The 13,554-nt window shown below is 62.2% G+C and carries 13 protein-coding genes; 8 read left to right on the top strand and 5 right to left on the bottom strand.

Annotation, left to right across the window (positions count from 1 at the left end; translation table 11 throughout):
- Positions 1 to 62 precede the first annotated feature (62 nt).
- Positions 63 to 839, top strand: a complete 777-nt coding sequence (locus DXH78_RS08315) for an enoyl-CoA hydratase/isomerase family protein (RefSeq protein ID WP_115516594.1) — start codon at positions 63 to 65, stop codon at positions 837 to 839.
- A gap of 79 nt (positions 840 to 918) precedes the next feature.
- Here DXH78_RS08315 and DXH78_RS08310 read toward each other — a convergent pair whose 3' ends face one another.
- A complete protein-coding gene (locus tag DXH78_RS08310) occupies positions 919 to 2,364 on the bottom strand; it encodes an NAD-dependent succinate-semialdehyde dehydrogenase (protein ID WP_115516593.1) in 1,446 nt (481 codons plus the stop codon).
- A 167-nt stretch (positions 2,365 to 2,531) separates the two neighbouring features.
- Between DXH78_RS08310 and DXH78_RS08305 the strand changes: the two genes are divergently transcribed.
- Both DXH78_RS08305 and DXH78_RS08300 read left to right on the top strand, forming a co-directional pair.
- Positions 2,532 to 3,344 (top strand): SDR family NAD(P)-dependent oxidoreductase, encoded by an 813-nt coding sequence (locus DXH78_RS08305; RefSeq protein WP_115516592.1) that lies wholly within the window; start codon positions 2,532 to 2,534, stop codon positions 3,342 to 3,344.
- A gap of 323 nt (positions 3,345 to 3,667) precedes the next feature.
- Positions 3,668 to 5,371 (top strand): winged helix-turn-helix domain-containing protein, encoded by a 1,704-nt coding sequence (locus tag DXH78_RS08300; protein WP_115516591.1) that lies wholly within the window; start codon positions 3,668 to 3,670, stop codon positions 5,369 to 5,371.
- A gap of 58 nt (positions 5,372 to 5,429) precedes the next feature.
- Here DXH78_RS08300 and DXH78_RS08295 read toward each other — a convergent pair whose 3' ends face one another.
- The gene (locus DXH78_RS08295) at positions 5,430 to 6,722 is read right to left on the bottom strand and encodes an amidase family protein (protein ID WP_115516590.1); all 1,293 of its coding nucleotides are present in this window, start codon (positions 6,720 to 6,722) and stop codon (positions 5,430 to 5,432) included.
- Between the two features lie 158 nt (positions 6,723 to 6,880).
- A complete protein-coding gene (locus tag DXH78_RS08290) occupies positions 6,881 to 8,398 on the bottom strand; it encodes a 4-hydroxyphenylacetate 3-hydroxylase family protein (protein ID WP_115516589.1) in 1,518 nt (505 codons plus the stop codon).
- A gap of 190 nt (positions 8,399 to 8,588) precedes the next feature.
- On the opposite strand from DXH78_RS08290, the gene DXH78_RS08285 reads away from it, so the two are divergent.
- From DXH78_RS08285 to DXH78_RS08265, 5 genes are read left to right on the top strand one after another with little or no spacing between them, the layout of a single operon-like run.
- Positions 8,589 to 9,290: a DUF2848 domain-containing protein gene (locus DXH78_RS08285; RefSeq protein WP_115516588.1), complete on the top strand. Its 702-nt coding sequence runs from the start codon at positions 8,589 to 8,591 to the stop codon at positions 9,288 to 9,290.
- 13 nt (positions 9,291 to 9,303) lie between these two features.
- Entirely contained in the window at positions 9,304 to 9,690 is a 387-nt protein-coding gene (locus DXH78_RS08280) for a cupin domain-containing protein (protein WP_115516587.1), read from the top strand.
- A gap of 8 nt (positions 9,691 to 9,698) precedes the next feature.
- Positions 9,699 to 10,625 carry an ABC transporter substrate-binding protein gene (locus DXH78_RS08275; protein WP_115516586.1) on the top strand — a complete coding sequence of 309 codons (927 nt, stop codon included), beginning with the start codon at positions 9,699 to 9,701 and terminating at the stop codon, positions 10,623 to 10,625.
- Position 10,626: 1 nt separating this feature from the next.
- Positions 10,627 to 11,172, top strand: a complete 546-nt coding sequence (locus DXH78_RS08270) for a flavin reductase family protein (protein ID WP_115516585.1) — start codon at positions 10,627 to 10,629, stop codon at positions 11,170 to 11,172.
- Positions 11,154 to 11,840, top strand: a complete 687-nt coding sequence (locus tag DXH78_RS08265; RefSeq protein WP_147292592.1) for a MarR family winged helix-turn-helix transcriptional regulator — start codon at positions 11,154 to 11,156, stop codon at positions 11,838 to 11,840. The genes DXH78_RS08270 and DXH78_RS08265 overlap by 19 nt, the downstream gene beginning before the upstream one ends.
- A 38-nt stretch (positions 11,841 to 11,878) precedes the next feature.
- Here the strand turns inward: DXH78_RS08265 and DXH78_RS08260 are convergent, their stop codons facing one another.
- Positions 11,879 to 12,883, bottom strand: coding sequence for a Bug family tripartite tricarboxylate transporter substrate binding protein (locus tag DXH78_RS08260; RefSeq protein ID WP_115516583.1), 1,005 nt, complete (start codon positions 12,881 to 12,883; stop codon positions 11,879 to 11,881).
- A gap of 154 nt (positions 12,884 to 13,037) precedes the next feature.
- Positions 13,038 to 13,544 carry a TIGR02444 family protein gene (locus DXH78_RS08255; RefSeq protein ID WP_115516582.1) on the bottom strand — a complete coding sequence of 169 codons (507 nt, stop codon included), beginning with the start codon at positions 13,542 to 13,544 and terminating at the stop codon, positions 13,038 to 13,040.
- Positions 13,545 to 13,554: the final 10 nt, after the last annotated feature.

Raw genomic sequence — 13,554 nt, 5'->3', positions numbered from 1 at the left:
TTCGCTTCCCTTCATGAGGAGGGAGCAACCGTGACCGCCGCACGCAATGTGGAGTTATTGAAATGTCCGACGGCCAAGTCCACCTGACCCGGGACGGCAACGTGGCGACCATCCTGTTCGACCGGCCGCAGGCCCGTAACGCCATGACCTGGGGCATGTATGAGGCGCTGGCCGACGCCTGCGCCGCGTTGGCCAAGGATGACAGCATCCGCGTTACCGTGCTGCGCGGCGCCGGCGGCAAGGCTTTCATCGCCGGCACCGACATCGCACAGTTCCTCGCCTTCTCGAAGCCCGAACAGGGTTCGGACTACGAGGAGAAAATGGAGCGCTATCTGTCAGCACTCGAAGCGCTGCCGATGCCGACGCTGGCGGTGGTCGAAGGCTGGGCCATCGGCGGCGGGCTGGCGATTGCCGCCTGCTGCGATTTGCGCATTGCGACACCCGGCTCGAAATTCGGCGTGCCGATCGCGCGCACGCTCGGCAACTGTCTGTCGGTAGCCAATTACGCCCGGCTGGTGGCCGGCATCGGCGCGGCGCGCACCAAGCGCATGATGCTGATGGCTGAGAACATCGCCGCCGAGGACGCGCTGGCCGCGGGCTTCCTGATGGACGTGGTTGAGCCGGCCGCGCTGGACGCCCGCATCGCCGCGATTTGTACGCAGCTTGCCGGCAACGCCCCCGTCACGATGCGCGTGACCAAGGAGGCGATCCGCCGCCTGCAACATGCCGGGCTGCCGGATGGCGACGATCTGGTGCGCGCCGCCTATGGCAGCGAGGATTTCCGCGAAGGCGTCAAAGCCTTCGTGGAGAAGCGCCCGCCGCAGTGGAAAGGCCGCTGACGGCGTTCGTCACGGCTTGTCAAAACGGGCACGCCGCCTCATCGCGGGCCAATCGCCCGTGAGGCGCCGCCCTCGCTTGTCAGGCCAGATGGCTGACGAATTTGGTCTGCAGGTAAGCGTTCAGGCCCTCGATACCGCCTTCGTGGCCATAGCCCGAGTCCTTGATGCCACCGAACGGTGTCTCCGGCAGGGCGATGCCGAAATGGTTGATGGTCAGCATGCCGGCATCGATGGAATCAGTCAGTTTTGCCGCTGTCTTGGCGTCCTTGGTAAAGGCATAGCTGGCCAGCCCGAACGGCAAGCTGTTGGCCTGCTCCAGCATTGCGTCTGTATCCTTGAACGGCATCATCACCGCAACCGGACCGAAAGGCTCCTCACTCATGATGCGCGCGTTCTGCGGCACCCCGGTCAGCACCGTCGGCTCGAAGAAATTGCCGGCATTGCCGATGCGACTGCCGCCGGTCTCAATCCTGGCGCCCTTTTCCTTGGCGTCGAGGATGATGCTTTCCATCGCATTGACACGGCGTGGATTGGCAAGCGGACCCATCTTGCTCGCCGGATCGAAGCCATCGCCGACCTTCACAGCCTTGGCGAGGTCAACGAACTTCGCGACAAACTTGTCATAGGCTTTCTCTTGCACGAAGAAACGCGTCGGCGACACGCAGACCTGACCGGCATTGCGATATTTCAGGAATGCCATCAGGTTCGCTGCGCTGTCGGTGTCGGCATCGTCGAACACCATTACCGGCGCATGCCCCCCGAGCTCCATGGTGGCGCGCTTCATGTGCAAACCGGCAAGCGAGGCGAGCTGCTTGCCGACCGGCACCGAGCCGGTGAACGAAATCTTGCGGATCGACGGATGGGCGATCAGATATTCGGAAATCTCCGCCGGCACGCCGTACAGCAAATTGATGACGCCATCGGGAACACCGGCTTCCTCGAAGCATTTGACGAACTCGATCGGCGAGCCGGGCGTCTCTTCCGGGCACTTGACGATGATCGAACAGCCGGCCGCGAGCGCAGCGCTGATTTTGCGCGTCGCCTGCAGCACCGGGAAATTCCACGGCGAGAAGCCAGCGACCGGGCCAACCGGCTCCATGATCACCATGTTGCGCACGCCGTCGGCGCGCGCCGGGATGATGCGACCATAGGCGCGGCGGCCCTCGTCGGCGAACCAGTCGATGACGTCGGCGGAGCCCATCACCTCGAGCTTGGCTTCACCGAGAATCTTGCCTTGCTCAAAAGTGAGCGCGGTGGCGATCTGGTCGGCGCGGGCACGCACCAGATCGGCGGCCTTGCGCAGGATCTTGGCACGCTCGAAGGCCGAGACCTTACGCCAGGTCTTGAAGCCCGCATCCGCGGCCTTCACCGCGGCGTCGAGATCGGCCTTCGACGCAAAACCGAGCTTGCCGATTGGTTGATTGGTGGCCGGATTGACCACGTCCTGGCCTTTGCCGGAGGTCGGCTGCACCCAGGCGCCGTTGATGTAATGGTCGAGCTTGGAAAGATACTGCGGCGTCGTCATGTTTCACTCTCGCTGCGATGCAAAATAAAAGTGACGTCAGCAAACAGGTCGATCAACACGCCTTCGGCGTCGAAGACTGTTTGTTTGCACACTTCCCGCATGATGTCGATCTGGCAAGGCGCGCGCCTTTCATCAAGTATGGTGCATTCTGACCGAAGAAGGGGCCCATGAGCACACGACTTCTCGACGGCAAAGTCGCACTGGTGACCGGCGCGGGCCGCGGACTGGGACGCGCCTTTGCGGAACGACTGGCAGCCTTGGGATGCCATGTCGCCGTTCATGGCATGCGCGAACATGGGCCCTCTGAATTCGGCGGTGCACAAACGCTGACCGATGTAGCGAACGCTATCGCCTCGACGCATGGCGTTCGTACGGTGAAGATACTCGGCGACCTGACGGCACCAGATGAGATCGCGCGCGTGATTGCCACGGCCGAAGCCGAACTCGGCACCATTGACATTCTCGTTCACAATGCCGGCGGCGACATCGCTGCCAAAGGCGGCAAGCCGGACCCCAACGATGTCATCCACATCAAGGCCGAGGACGTGCGTGCAGTGATCGACCGCAATTTGATGAGCACGATTTTCGTTTGCCAGGCGGTGGCGAAAGGAATGATGGAGCGTCGCAGTGGCCGCATCGTCACCGTCGGATCTGTCGCCGCTTTCAAGGGCCGAACCAATGCCTCGATCTACGCTACGGCCAAGGCTGGCGCCCTGCACTTCACCCGCTGCCTAGCCGACCAGCTGCGGCCCTACGACATCACGGTCAACACCATCGCGCCGGGCGACACACGAACCGAACGCTTCGTCGCCACCCGCACGGTCGATCCGGCACGGATGGCGGAAGGCGGCACACTTGACCGCATCGCTACCGTGGACGAAGTGGCCCGCGTCGTCGAATTCTTCGCCGGCCCCATGGGCGCATTCGTCTCGGGACAGGTCTTGAGGATCGACGGCGGCGGCCAGTTGTGGCCTGGCTGACGTAAGGCTCGCCCCCGCCTCAGATCGGGATGGGCCCGACTTGTCCTGAATGCCACACGGGGCGGTTAGCCACTCGAATCGGCGGTCCGTTTTGCCCGAGCGCACGGCGAATGGTTCCCCGTCTCGGACTGGCGCTCCCGACAGCACTGCGGACAATCGCGCGCCGATCGACGGACCAGGGCCATCTCGTCCGCGTCAGGCACGGACATTTTGATGTCGGCATGAAAATGCGCTGAAGTTTTCTGATATTCTCCATTTAACGCTGTCGTCTGGGATATTTCCGTTATTGGTGGCGGCGCAGACGGTGCCCGCGGACGGGGGATATGGTTTTTCGTTTTGGCGAGTTCGAACTGGATCAGCAACGGGCAGAGTTGCGCGGTCCCGACGGCGGAGTGCTCAAGCTCCGGCCTAAGTCGTTTGAGATGCTGCAATTCTTCGTTAGCAATGCCGGCCGGGTCCTGACAAAACAGGAACTGATGGAGGCGATCTGGCCGAAGGTCTTTGTCGGCGAAGACAGCCTGTTCCAATGCATACGCGAGATCCGTGGCGTACTGGGCGACGAACGCCGGCAGGTCATCAAACTGGCGACCGGCGGCGGCTACCTCTTCACGCCCGAGGTTTCGAACCTGCCGGCAGGCCAGCCGCATCGTCCCGACGCAGCCGGGGTCGTTCCGGCTGTTACGAATCCACCGCAGACGCCGGCCGATGCGACTCAAGTAAACGGCAGATGGCTCGGTTCACGCAGGCAGGTCGCCGTGGCTGCTGGACTTTTCGGTCTCTGCGCCGTCGTTGCGCTCTGGACGGCGGCGCAGGCTTTCAGGCCCACATTGGTTTTCTCGTCACCGCGGCCTGTTGTCGCTCTGACTTCGATTGTCGACTCCAGCGACGAGCCTCGTGGCACCGCAATGGCAGCGGAGGTTACGGCCCGACTCACCGATGGTTTTGCGAAGATCGCCAATATCAGCGTGATCGGGCCGCGCCCGACGCAGGCATCCGGTTCGACAGTCTCGTCAGACTATGAAATTGCCGGCGAGCTGCACCGCAGTGAGAAATCCTGGACGTTGCGGGCGCGGCTCATCAAGACGGACACCGGCGAGGTCCAGTCTGTTGCCGCCGTATCTGTCGCAAGCGATGGGCTCAAGACGGAACTGCAGCAATCGCGTCTGGCCGCGGGCGTCGGTCAACCGCTGGCGCGCCGTCTGAACGAGATACTGGAGGCGACATCTTCCGACATGGGCCGCACGGCTGGCGGCACCAAGGTCGTCATCGAGCAGGCCGCAGCGTCGATCTACCAGACCAGCCGTGAACGCTTTGGGCTGGCGCAGACCCTTCTACAAAACGCGCTCAATGACGACCCCAACAACGTTGACGTCGCCGTCGCGCTTGTTGCGCTTCAGATGCGCGGCATCCAGATGGTCTGGTACACGCCTGACGAGGTAGTCGCTGCCGAAGAGAAGGCCACCGCAACGATTGAGCGAGCGCTGCGGGCGAAACCCAACTCGATCGCCGTGCTCGAAACTTATTGCCGCTTTCTCAGCGCGACCAATCATTTTGCTGAAAGTCTCGTCACCTGCGCGCGGACACTGAGTTTCGATCCGTGGAACGGGCTCGCACTCTTTCTGGTCGGACTCGGCCAGTTGCATCTCGGTCGCTTCGACGATGCGCTTGCGACATTCCAGCAAGCCGATCGTTTCGATACCCCGCCGATTTCACGCTGGACCTGGCTGGTCGGCGCCGGTTGGGCAACGCTCGTTCTGGGCAATGCGGAGGCCGCGCTGCCCTGGCTGCAGCGCTCGATCGCCATTACGCCGGCCACCGGGCGTACCCACATGCTGCTAGCCGCGGCTTACCAACAGTTGGGGCGAACCGAAGAGGCCAAAGCGGCCATGCGCGAGGGGCTCAAACTGCGGCCCGGCACCACAGCACTCAATGTGGCGCCGCCGATGAAGAACGCCAGCCCGGCATTTCGGGCGGCCTCCGACCATCAAATTCAATTCATGATTGCGGCGGGTCTGCCGGAAAAATAACTGTCTGCAGGAACAACCAATTCCGCCACTGCGGAACCGGCCGCATTATCGAGCCGCGCTAGTGCAGTAATGATTCCAGGCACGCGGCAGCCGACAGCAGCCGCCGGTCCGAATGCCGCTGCCCAAGCAGCATCAGGCCTACCGGCAAACCGGGGCCCGGAATGGGGATCGACACCGATGGACAATCGAGAAGGTTTGCCACTCGCGGGTTCCGCAGCACCAAACCATTGGCTTCATGAAAACCCGCAGCTTCCTGGACGGAGGATGTCAGAGGAGCAACGATGGGCGTCGTTGGGACGATGACGATCTCATTGTCGCCGAGCAATCTGTCGAATGCACCGATCGCTGCCTGGCGATGCCGCGTCATCAGGACATAGTCCACGGCAGACACAGCCTTGTTGGCTTCTATGCGCGCCCGCGTCAGGGGATCAATGCCATCGAGTGACGAAATGCCGAGCTGGGACAAAGTGGCGCCGACTTCGATGGAGGGAAATGTGCCGAGCTTGTCGATGCGGTCGGTATGTTCCAGCACCGGGTCAAGCGAGCCTTCTTCGACGACAATTCCGGCGGCACGGCATATTGCGATGGCGCGATCGACAGCTTCGAGAACCTTGTCTTCGCAACGGGTGAACAGACGGCCTCGCCCGATAATCAATCGGAAATTCCCCGGCGCTGCGGCTTTGAACGGTATGGCTCCGGTTTCGGCGGCCAGAATCTGATCAGCGGCGGCGCAGTCGGCCACACTTTTGGCGATGGGGCCAACGGTATCGAGTGTCGACGATAGCGAGAAGGCGCCGGTTGTTGGAACGCGCCCGCTGGTCGGCTTGAAGCCAACGGCACCCGACAACGCGGCGGGAATGCGGATCGAGCCACCGGTATCGCTGCCAATGGCGACGTCGGCCATGCCCTCAAGCACGGACACCACGGCGCCGGATGACGATCCGCCTGGAACGCGGGCCGGGTCGCGAGGATTGGCCGGCATTCCGTCGTGCGGATTGGTGCCCAGCGCCGAAAAGGCGAATTCAGTCATCTGGGTTTTGCCAATGATGATCGCGCCGGCAGCGCGAAGGCGCTCGACAGCATCCGCATCCCGGGCGGCCGGCGCGAGTTTACGCAGGCGCGCCGAGCCGGCATGAGTCACGGTGCCGGCAACGTCGAAGAGCGCCTTCACCGAAACGATACGGCCGTCGAGAGCGCTCTTGGTCATGCCGCTGGCGACGCGCCGGTCGGCGGCGAAGGCTTCGCGTTTCGCACTCTCGGTGAAAACTTCGGTAAACGCCAGCCTTCCCTGGCTGCCGCGAGCTTCGATCGAGGCCAGCGCGGCCTCCAGACGATCAGTGGGGCGGGTCATTTCAGCTCACGAGGTTCGATCGGCCGGGCTCGAGGGAAAGAGCGGCGGGCGCAAGTTGCTGGAAAGCGGTTGGCCGCTGAGCCTACGACGGTTCAGCGGCCCTATCGATTGGGCGGGTGGGAGGACGGATCTGCTTCCCGCCCTCTCCTGTCTTCGCCCTACTTGTCGAGACCGATCGGCGGCAGCGCGAGCGCGCTCTCCACCATGCCGGTCGCGCGGGCAAAATCAAAGTTGCGGTAGACATTCATCTTCACGAGGAAGGAGGCGCCACCGTAGAACTTCTCGTATTGCTGGTGACGGCTGCCGAACTCCGAGCCGATGAAGTCCCAGGCCATGCGCATCACCGCAACGCGGCTCTTGGCATCGGCAACGCCGGACTGCATGAAGCGTTCGATGTCGGTGCGCATGTCATCGTTCTGGAAGTCGGCATAAGCCGAAGGAACGGTAATCATGGCGGCACCGCTGAGTTCGCGGATGATCTCGAGCATACGCGAGTTCAGTTCGGACTGCAGCGCCATGATCGAGTAGAGCGCCGTCTTGGATGGCCACAGCACGCCATTCTTGTCGATGGTCGCCGTCGTCTCCTGCGACAACAGCATGTTCTCGACGATGGACACGAGCGATGCCAGTTCGCCCATCTGCACCTGCACGGCCGGATTGGAGTCGTTGCCGGTCATTTCGTTCATGCGTTTGGCAAGACCGGTCATGAAGCGCAGTTTGGTCGTGTAGCGGGACTGGGCCTGGTAGTTGCCGTAAAGATGCGACGGCGTCTGCCACCACTGATCGCGGCACACCTGCGTGTTGCGATAGATGAACACGTTCTCCCATGGCACGAACACGTTATCGAGCACGACGAAGCAATCGACCTCGTCGAACCGCGACGACAACGGATAGTCATAGGAGTTGTTAGCGACGTTGGCGTAAGCGCGGCGCGGATAGAGTTTGAGGCCCGGCGCATTGGCCGGAATTGCGACGCCGTTGGCGTAGTTCTCGTCGCCTGCCTGCAGCGGGTGGATGCAGCTCAGATAGATGTAGTCAGAGAACAGGCCCGCGGTGGCGAGCTGCTGGGCGCCCGACAGGATGATGCCGCCATCCGTTTCCTTGACGACGCCGGCATAGAGCGTCGGATCGCTCTGCTGATGCGCCGGCTTGCTGCGATCGATCTGTGGCGGGACGATCGCGTAGCTCAGATACTGATGGGTATCGCGAATTTTCTCGTAGAAGTTCACGACGTTGTCGGCGAACTGCTGGCCGCCGGCGGCGAACACGCTGGGCACCGCCGCATAGCCAGCGAAGAAGCCGGCAACGTGGTCCGGGGTGCGGCCCATCAGGCCGTAGGTGGCTTCCGCCCAGGTCTCGGCCGCAAGACGCTTGGCCTTGAGATCGGCGTGGGTCTTCGGAATCTGGTAAGCGCGCCAGACCGGGTTGCCGGTCTTCGGCGACGTGAAGGTCATACGCTCGCGCATTTCCGGCGCGGCCGCGATGTCGAACAGACGCGCCAGCGACCTTGCGCTGCCGGCGAAGGCCTTGTGGCTGGCGATATCCTTCACCTTTTCGCCATCGACGAACACCTGTCGTCCGTCGCGCAGCGATTCGAGATACTCAGCCCCGGTCCGCAGGCCGGCGCCTGCCACCTTTGTGGAATTCTCTTTCTTGACGTTTCCGGCGACGTTCATGACGATCCTCAACCTCCGCAAAATCCGGTGAATCTGGCGTTGGATCGGGGGAACATCGCCCGTCCAAGGCGCTTGCCTTTTGCTATAAAACATAGGTATGTTATATTAGCAATTAAATTCCGCAAGCGGCGGAGAACAATCCCAAACCTGACGAACGGACCCCGTTCGTCATACAGTGAGAAAGGCCGCCATGAGCGCATTGAAGTCCGGAGTACGGTTGACCTTTTCCTCCGAGGACAAGGGCGGCGACATCAGCGCGGCCGTCACCTCCCTCGTCATTGCTGGCTGGACCGGACGCGACCCGGCGGCAATGGAGGCACATATTGTCGAGCTGGAAAAGCTCGGCGTGAAGCGCCCGGCCTCGACCCCGATTTTCTACCGCGGTGCGGCATCGCTGCTGACGCAAGCTGCGGAAATCGAAGTCGTCGGTGATCGGTCGAGCGGCGAAGTGGAACCCGTGATCGTCAGCCTGCCCGACGGGCTCTGGCTCGGCGTCGGCTCGGATCATACCGACCGGCAGGTCGAAACCGTCGGCATCACCATTTCCAAGCAGATGTGCGCCAAGCCGGTTTCGAAGCGGCTGTGGCGCTTCAGCGACGTCTCCGGACGCTGGGATCAGTTGCTGGTCCGTTCATTCGCCACCCGGAACGGCAAGCGAACACTCTATCAGGAAGGCCCGCTCGCCAAGATGCGGCATCCGGACGATCTGATTTCGCGCTATCTCGGCGCCGGCGCTACCCTGCCCGTTGGCACCGTGATGTTCTGCGGCACCTTGGCCGTTCATGGCGAGCTAACGGGCGCCGACCTGTTCGAACTGGAGATCGAGGACCCGGTCGCCAAGCGCAAGATCACGCATCAATACGTCACCCACATCCTTCCCATCGCCGGATAAGCACGAGGACACTATGCCGTTCAACAAACCTCATCTCGAATTCTTTCCACTCGACATGAATTCCGGCTGGGAAACGCCTCCCGGCTATCCCTCGGGCATCAAGCAGAAGATTCTCGCGAGCGACATTGACGAGACCAAGAAGACCGGCAGCCGTTCGCGCCTCCTGCGCTTCGACCCCGGCGCCTTCAGCACCGTGCCTTTCGTGCACGATCACTGGGAGGAAGTTTTCCTGTTCACCGGCGACCTGACCGTCGGAAACGACAAGGACGGCAAGGGCGGCGAGCCCTTCGCGCCGCTGACCTATGCCTGCCGGCCGCCGGGCGTCTATCACGGCCCGTTCAAATCGGAGAAGGGCTGCATCCTCTTCGAAATTCACTACTACGACGAAAGCAAGAAGTAGAACCTGCCATGAAAATTGCGGTCCCCGACCTCATCTCCAATTCCTACTTTCCGGCGGCGGCCGCCGTTGAACTCGGCTTCTTCAAGGCAGAAGGGCTCGATGCGTCGCTCGAACTGATCTTCCCGGTCGACAAATGCTACGCGGCCCTGCGCGACGGAGCCATCGATCTGGTCGGTGGCTCGGCACACTCGGCGCTGGCGGCCTTTCCCGAGTGGAAAGGCGTCAAGCTGCTATGTGCCCAGGGCCAGGGCATGTACTGGTTCCTGGTCATGCGCGCGGATCTCAATCCCGCGCGCAACGATCTCAGCATCGTCAAGGGCAAGCGTATTGGCGCTGCGCCCTGGGTCGAGATGGGATTGCGGCGGCTGCTCAAGGCTGGCGGCATCGACCTCGAACGCGATCAGGTGTCGATCGCGCCGGTCCCCGGCGCCGTCGGTGCGACCGTGAACTTTGGCCTCACCGCGGCGAAGGCTCTGGAAGACGGCAAGATCGACGGCTTCTGGGCCAATGGTATGGGCACCGAAGTCGCCGTCACACGCGGCGTCGGCAAGGTCGTCCTTGATATCCGTCGCGGCGACGGGCCGAAGGGCTGCTTCGACTACACCATGGCTTCGATCGCCACGTCGGATCGGCTGATCGAGAAGTCTCCGGACAAGGCGGCGGCCGCGGTGCGTGCCATCGTCAAGACGCAGGCCGCGCTGCGCGCCGATCCGTCCCTGGCGACCACCGTTGGTCGCAAGCTGTTTCCGCCGACTGAAGCCGAACTGATCGCCGAACTCATCCGGCGCGACCTGCCCTATTACGATGCGGCGATATCGCCATCCTTCGTCGAAGGCATGAACGCCTTCGCTCGCGATATCGGCATCCTCAAGGGCCACCCGCGCTATGAAGATGTTGTCGCCACTCAGTTCAGCCCCCTCTGGTCCGCGGCCTGACATGAGCGATACGACCGCCGCCACATTCAACGTTCGCGATTTCCGCAACGCCCTGGGGCTGTTCGGAACCGGCGTTGCCATCATTTCGGCCGAGGTCGACGGCAATAAGCTCGGCGCTACGGTCAGCTCGTTCAACTCGGTGTCGCTCGAACCGGCGCTCGTGCTGTTTAGCGTGGCGCGCAGCGCCCTCGGTCTGGCGCAGTGGAAGGCCGCCAAGGCTCTGGCCATTTCGATCCTGGGAGAAAACCAGATCGAGCTGTCCAACCGCTTCGCTCGGGCTGCCGGCAGCAAATGGGAAGGTCTCGCCGACCGACGCGCCGGCAATGGCAGCCCGCTGCCGCCGGACGTTCTGATGCACTTCGAATGCCGGCCCTACGCGGTTTACGACGGCGGAGACCATGAAATATTCGTCTGTGAGGTCACCGGCTATACCATCCACCACACGGGCCGGCCGCCGCTTCTGTTCTTTTCAGGACGCTACCGAAAATTGGCCCACGACGATGGTCCTCGGGCGCCGGAGGATAATCTGTGGCTGCACGGCTGGTGAGAGCGCACCGGTATTCCGCAATCATGTTTGATCATGTAATTGATGGGATGTCTCCGGCCAACGGCAATGAGGCATTGATGCCGAAAAAGCGCCCCGTCTCGTCCAGGAAATCATCTGCGCCTTCGGACACGCCGCGCGCATCGGCGAAGAACCTCACCGTGAGTCTGCCTGGGCTGATATTCGACGGGTCCGACCTCAAATTCCGCGAACTGATTGCCGACCTTTTTGCCGCCGCCGCCGGAATGCTGGCGCTGCGGCGTGCATTGGCGACGTCCGTCGGTCTCAGCGCCGCCGAATATGCGATTCTGCTAGCGACCTGGCACCTTCAGATGAAGGGCCCCGTGGGCATCAATACGCTGGCCGGACAGTTGCATGTGGCCGCCGCCAATGTCACCGCCGAGGTCGGCAAACTGGTCAAAAAGGGAATTCTCGACAAACAACCCCACCCCCGTGATACCCGGGCTGTGCTCATTCAGCTGACGGCAAAGGGCAACGCAATCCTCAGCGAACTGACGCCGTTGTTGCGGCGCATCAACGATCGGCTGTTCTCTGGAGTCACGGCCAACGGCATCGAGGCCGTCGCCAGTTTCCTCCATCACATTGCGGACGAAACGCCCAACTCGATCCGTCTCGCCAAGAGCTTCAAACGCGACAGGAAGTCGGTATAGCTTTCGGCGGCGCGGCGATTGCGTAATCCGGGTGTCGTTCAGTTCGGTGTAATGCCGGCATCCTTCAGAGTCTTGCCCCAGAACTGATCCTGACTCGCCATAAACTTGGCAAAATCGGCGGGCGTACCGCTGGTCAATTCGACACCCGACGCGACCAGACGCTCTCGCAGCGACTGATCCTTGACGACCTCATTGAGCGCCGCATTGAGCTTATTGACGATGGCATCGGGCGTACCGGCCGGTGCGACAAAGCCATACCACGCGCCCTCTTCGAAACCTTTCATGACGATGCCGCCTTCAGCGAAGGTCGGGATGTTCGGGAGCTGCGGAATACGTTTATCCCCTGTGACGGCAAGAACCTTCAACTTGTCCGAACCCTGCACACTCGCCGCCGTGCTGGCAGCCGAAAAGGCCGCATGGATGTCGCCGCTCATGATGTTGTTAAGCGCATCGCCGATGTTGCGGTAGGGAATAAGACGCGACTTTGTTCCGGTCGCCGTCGCGAAGGCCAAATAACCGAGGTGCGGAGTCGTGCCGATGCCGGTATGGCCAACAATAGCCGCCTCGGGCTTGCTCTTCGTCAGCGCGACAAACTCGGCAGCGGTTGCGACCGGCAATTTTCTGTCGACGATCAGGGTGAAGGGTGAACGGGCAGCAAGACCGACGGACTTGAACGCTTCCAGCGGATTGATGTCGAACGACGCGACGGCGTGACGGGCCACGATGAACGACATGTCGACAACCATGAGCGTATAGCCGTCCGGGGCGCTTCGCGCGGCTGTGCGCGCCGCAAGCATGCCGCTGGCGCCGGAGATGTTTTCAACGATGACGGGCTTGCCCAGCTTTACCGACAGTCCTTGCGCCACAACGCGGGCAACAACATCGGGCGGACCGCCGGCGCCGAAAGCGCACACGATGCGGATGTTGTGGCTAGGAAAATCCGCAACGTCCTCGGCCCGTGCCGCACTCTGACCCTGCGCGAGGCACAGGAGGACAGTGAAGAAGAAACCGATCAGCCCTTTTGCGCCTGATGATCGCAGCATAGTTGCACGCCCTTCCCGTCCGCGGACCGGTCGAGCGGCCGCTTTTTTACATTAGTTCTATAAGCTATTTATATTAGCTTTGTTGCCGTCTGCAAGCGCATGAATAAGGCAGGCGCGCTCAACTATGCAGCATCGACCGGCGCGTCGCGTGCGGTCACTTGGCCTGAGCCAAAGCCGCGCGAACAAGGGCAGCCGGCACCGGAACGACGCGGTTCTTGCGCTCGAGCGGAGCAAAAAGCGCCGCCAAATTGTCGTCAAGAGCGCCCGGCAATTCCCCGCGTTCCATGTGGGTATTGGCCGCCAGCCAGGCCGCGAGCCGCTCTTGTTCGATCTGTTCGGCGGCGATTTCGATGGCTTTCACTTGCGAGCGCAGCTGCTCGGCGCGGTCACGATCGCCGCTGCTGAGCGCCGCAATGCCCACCTTCATGGCGCGTCGGCACGCGCGCAAGGGAGCGATGACGCCCCGCCGCAAGTCCGCGATATGGCTGTCAGCGTCATGGAGATTCTGCTCGCTGAGGCGAACCCCGGCGATCACAGCCGCGTAGGCACAAAACAGGAGAACATTGACGTCGACATCGAATTCGTCCTGAAGCTGCAGGCATTCGTTGGCGACGCCAGGGGCCATGTATACGGCGTTCGAGAAATCCCAGAACGACATCATGGCTTTGTCA

This window comes from Undibacter mobilis (assembly GCF_003367195.1).
GTDB lineage: Bacteria > Pseudomonadota > Alphaproteobacteria > Rhizobiales > Xanthobacteraceae > Pseudolabrys > Pseudolabrys mobilis.
Note: the sequence above shows the minus strand (reverse complement) of the source record. Positions and strands in the feature narration are given on the sequence as shown.

Bases quoted from the DNA above. Each gene is read 5' to 3' on its own strand.
- DXH78_RS08305 (WP_115516592.1), top strand. From the start codon at position 2,532: ATGAGCACACGACTTCTCGACGGCAAAGTCGCACTGGTGACCGGCGCG.
- DXH78_RS08270 (WP_115516585.1), top strand. From the start codon at position 10,627: ATGAGCGATACGACCGCCGCCACATTCAACGTTCGCGATTTCCGCAAC.
- DXH78_RS08290 (WP_115516589.1), bottom strand. From the start codon at position 8,398: ATGAACGTCGCCGGAAACGTCAAGAAAGAGAATTCCACAAAGGTGGCA.
- DXH78_RS08275 (WP_115516586.1), top strand. From the start codon at position 9,699: ATGAAAATTGCGGTCCCCGACCTCATCTCCAATTCCTACTTTCCGGCG.
- DXH78_RS08310 (WP_115516593.1), bottom strand. From the start codon at position 2,364: ATGACGACGCCGCAGTATCTTTCCAAGCTCGACCATTACATCAACGGC.
- DXH78_RS08295 (WP_115516590.1), bottom strand. From the start codon at position 6,722: ATGACCCGCCCCACTGATCGTCTGGAGGCCGCGCTGGCCTCGATCGAA.
- DXH78_RS08315 (WP_115516594.1), top strand. From the start codon at position 63: ATGTCCGACGGCCAAGTCCACCTGACCCGGGACGGCAACGTGGCGACC.
- DXH78_RS08300 (WP_115516591.1), top strand. From the start codon at position 3,668: ATGGTTTTTCGTTTTGGCGAGTTCGAACTGGATCAGCAACGGGCAGAG.
- DXH78_RS08255 (WP_115516582.1), bottom strand. From the start codon at position 13,544: ATGATGTCGTTCTGGGATTTCTCGAACGCCGTATACATGGCCCCTGGC.
- DXH78_RS08280 (WP_115516587.1), top strand. From the start codon at position 9,304: ATGCCGTTCAACAAACCTCATCTCGAATTCTTTCCACTCGACATGAAT.
- DXH78_RS08260 (WP_115516583.1), bottom strand. From the start codon at position 12,883: ATGCTGCGATCATCAGGCGCAAAAGGGCTGATCGGTTTCTTCTTCACT.
- DXH78_RS08285 (WP_115516588.1), top strand. From the start codon at position 8,589: ATGAGCGCATTGAAGTCCGGAGTACGGTTGACCTTTTCCTCCGAGGAC.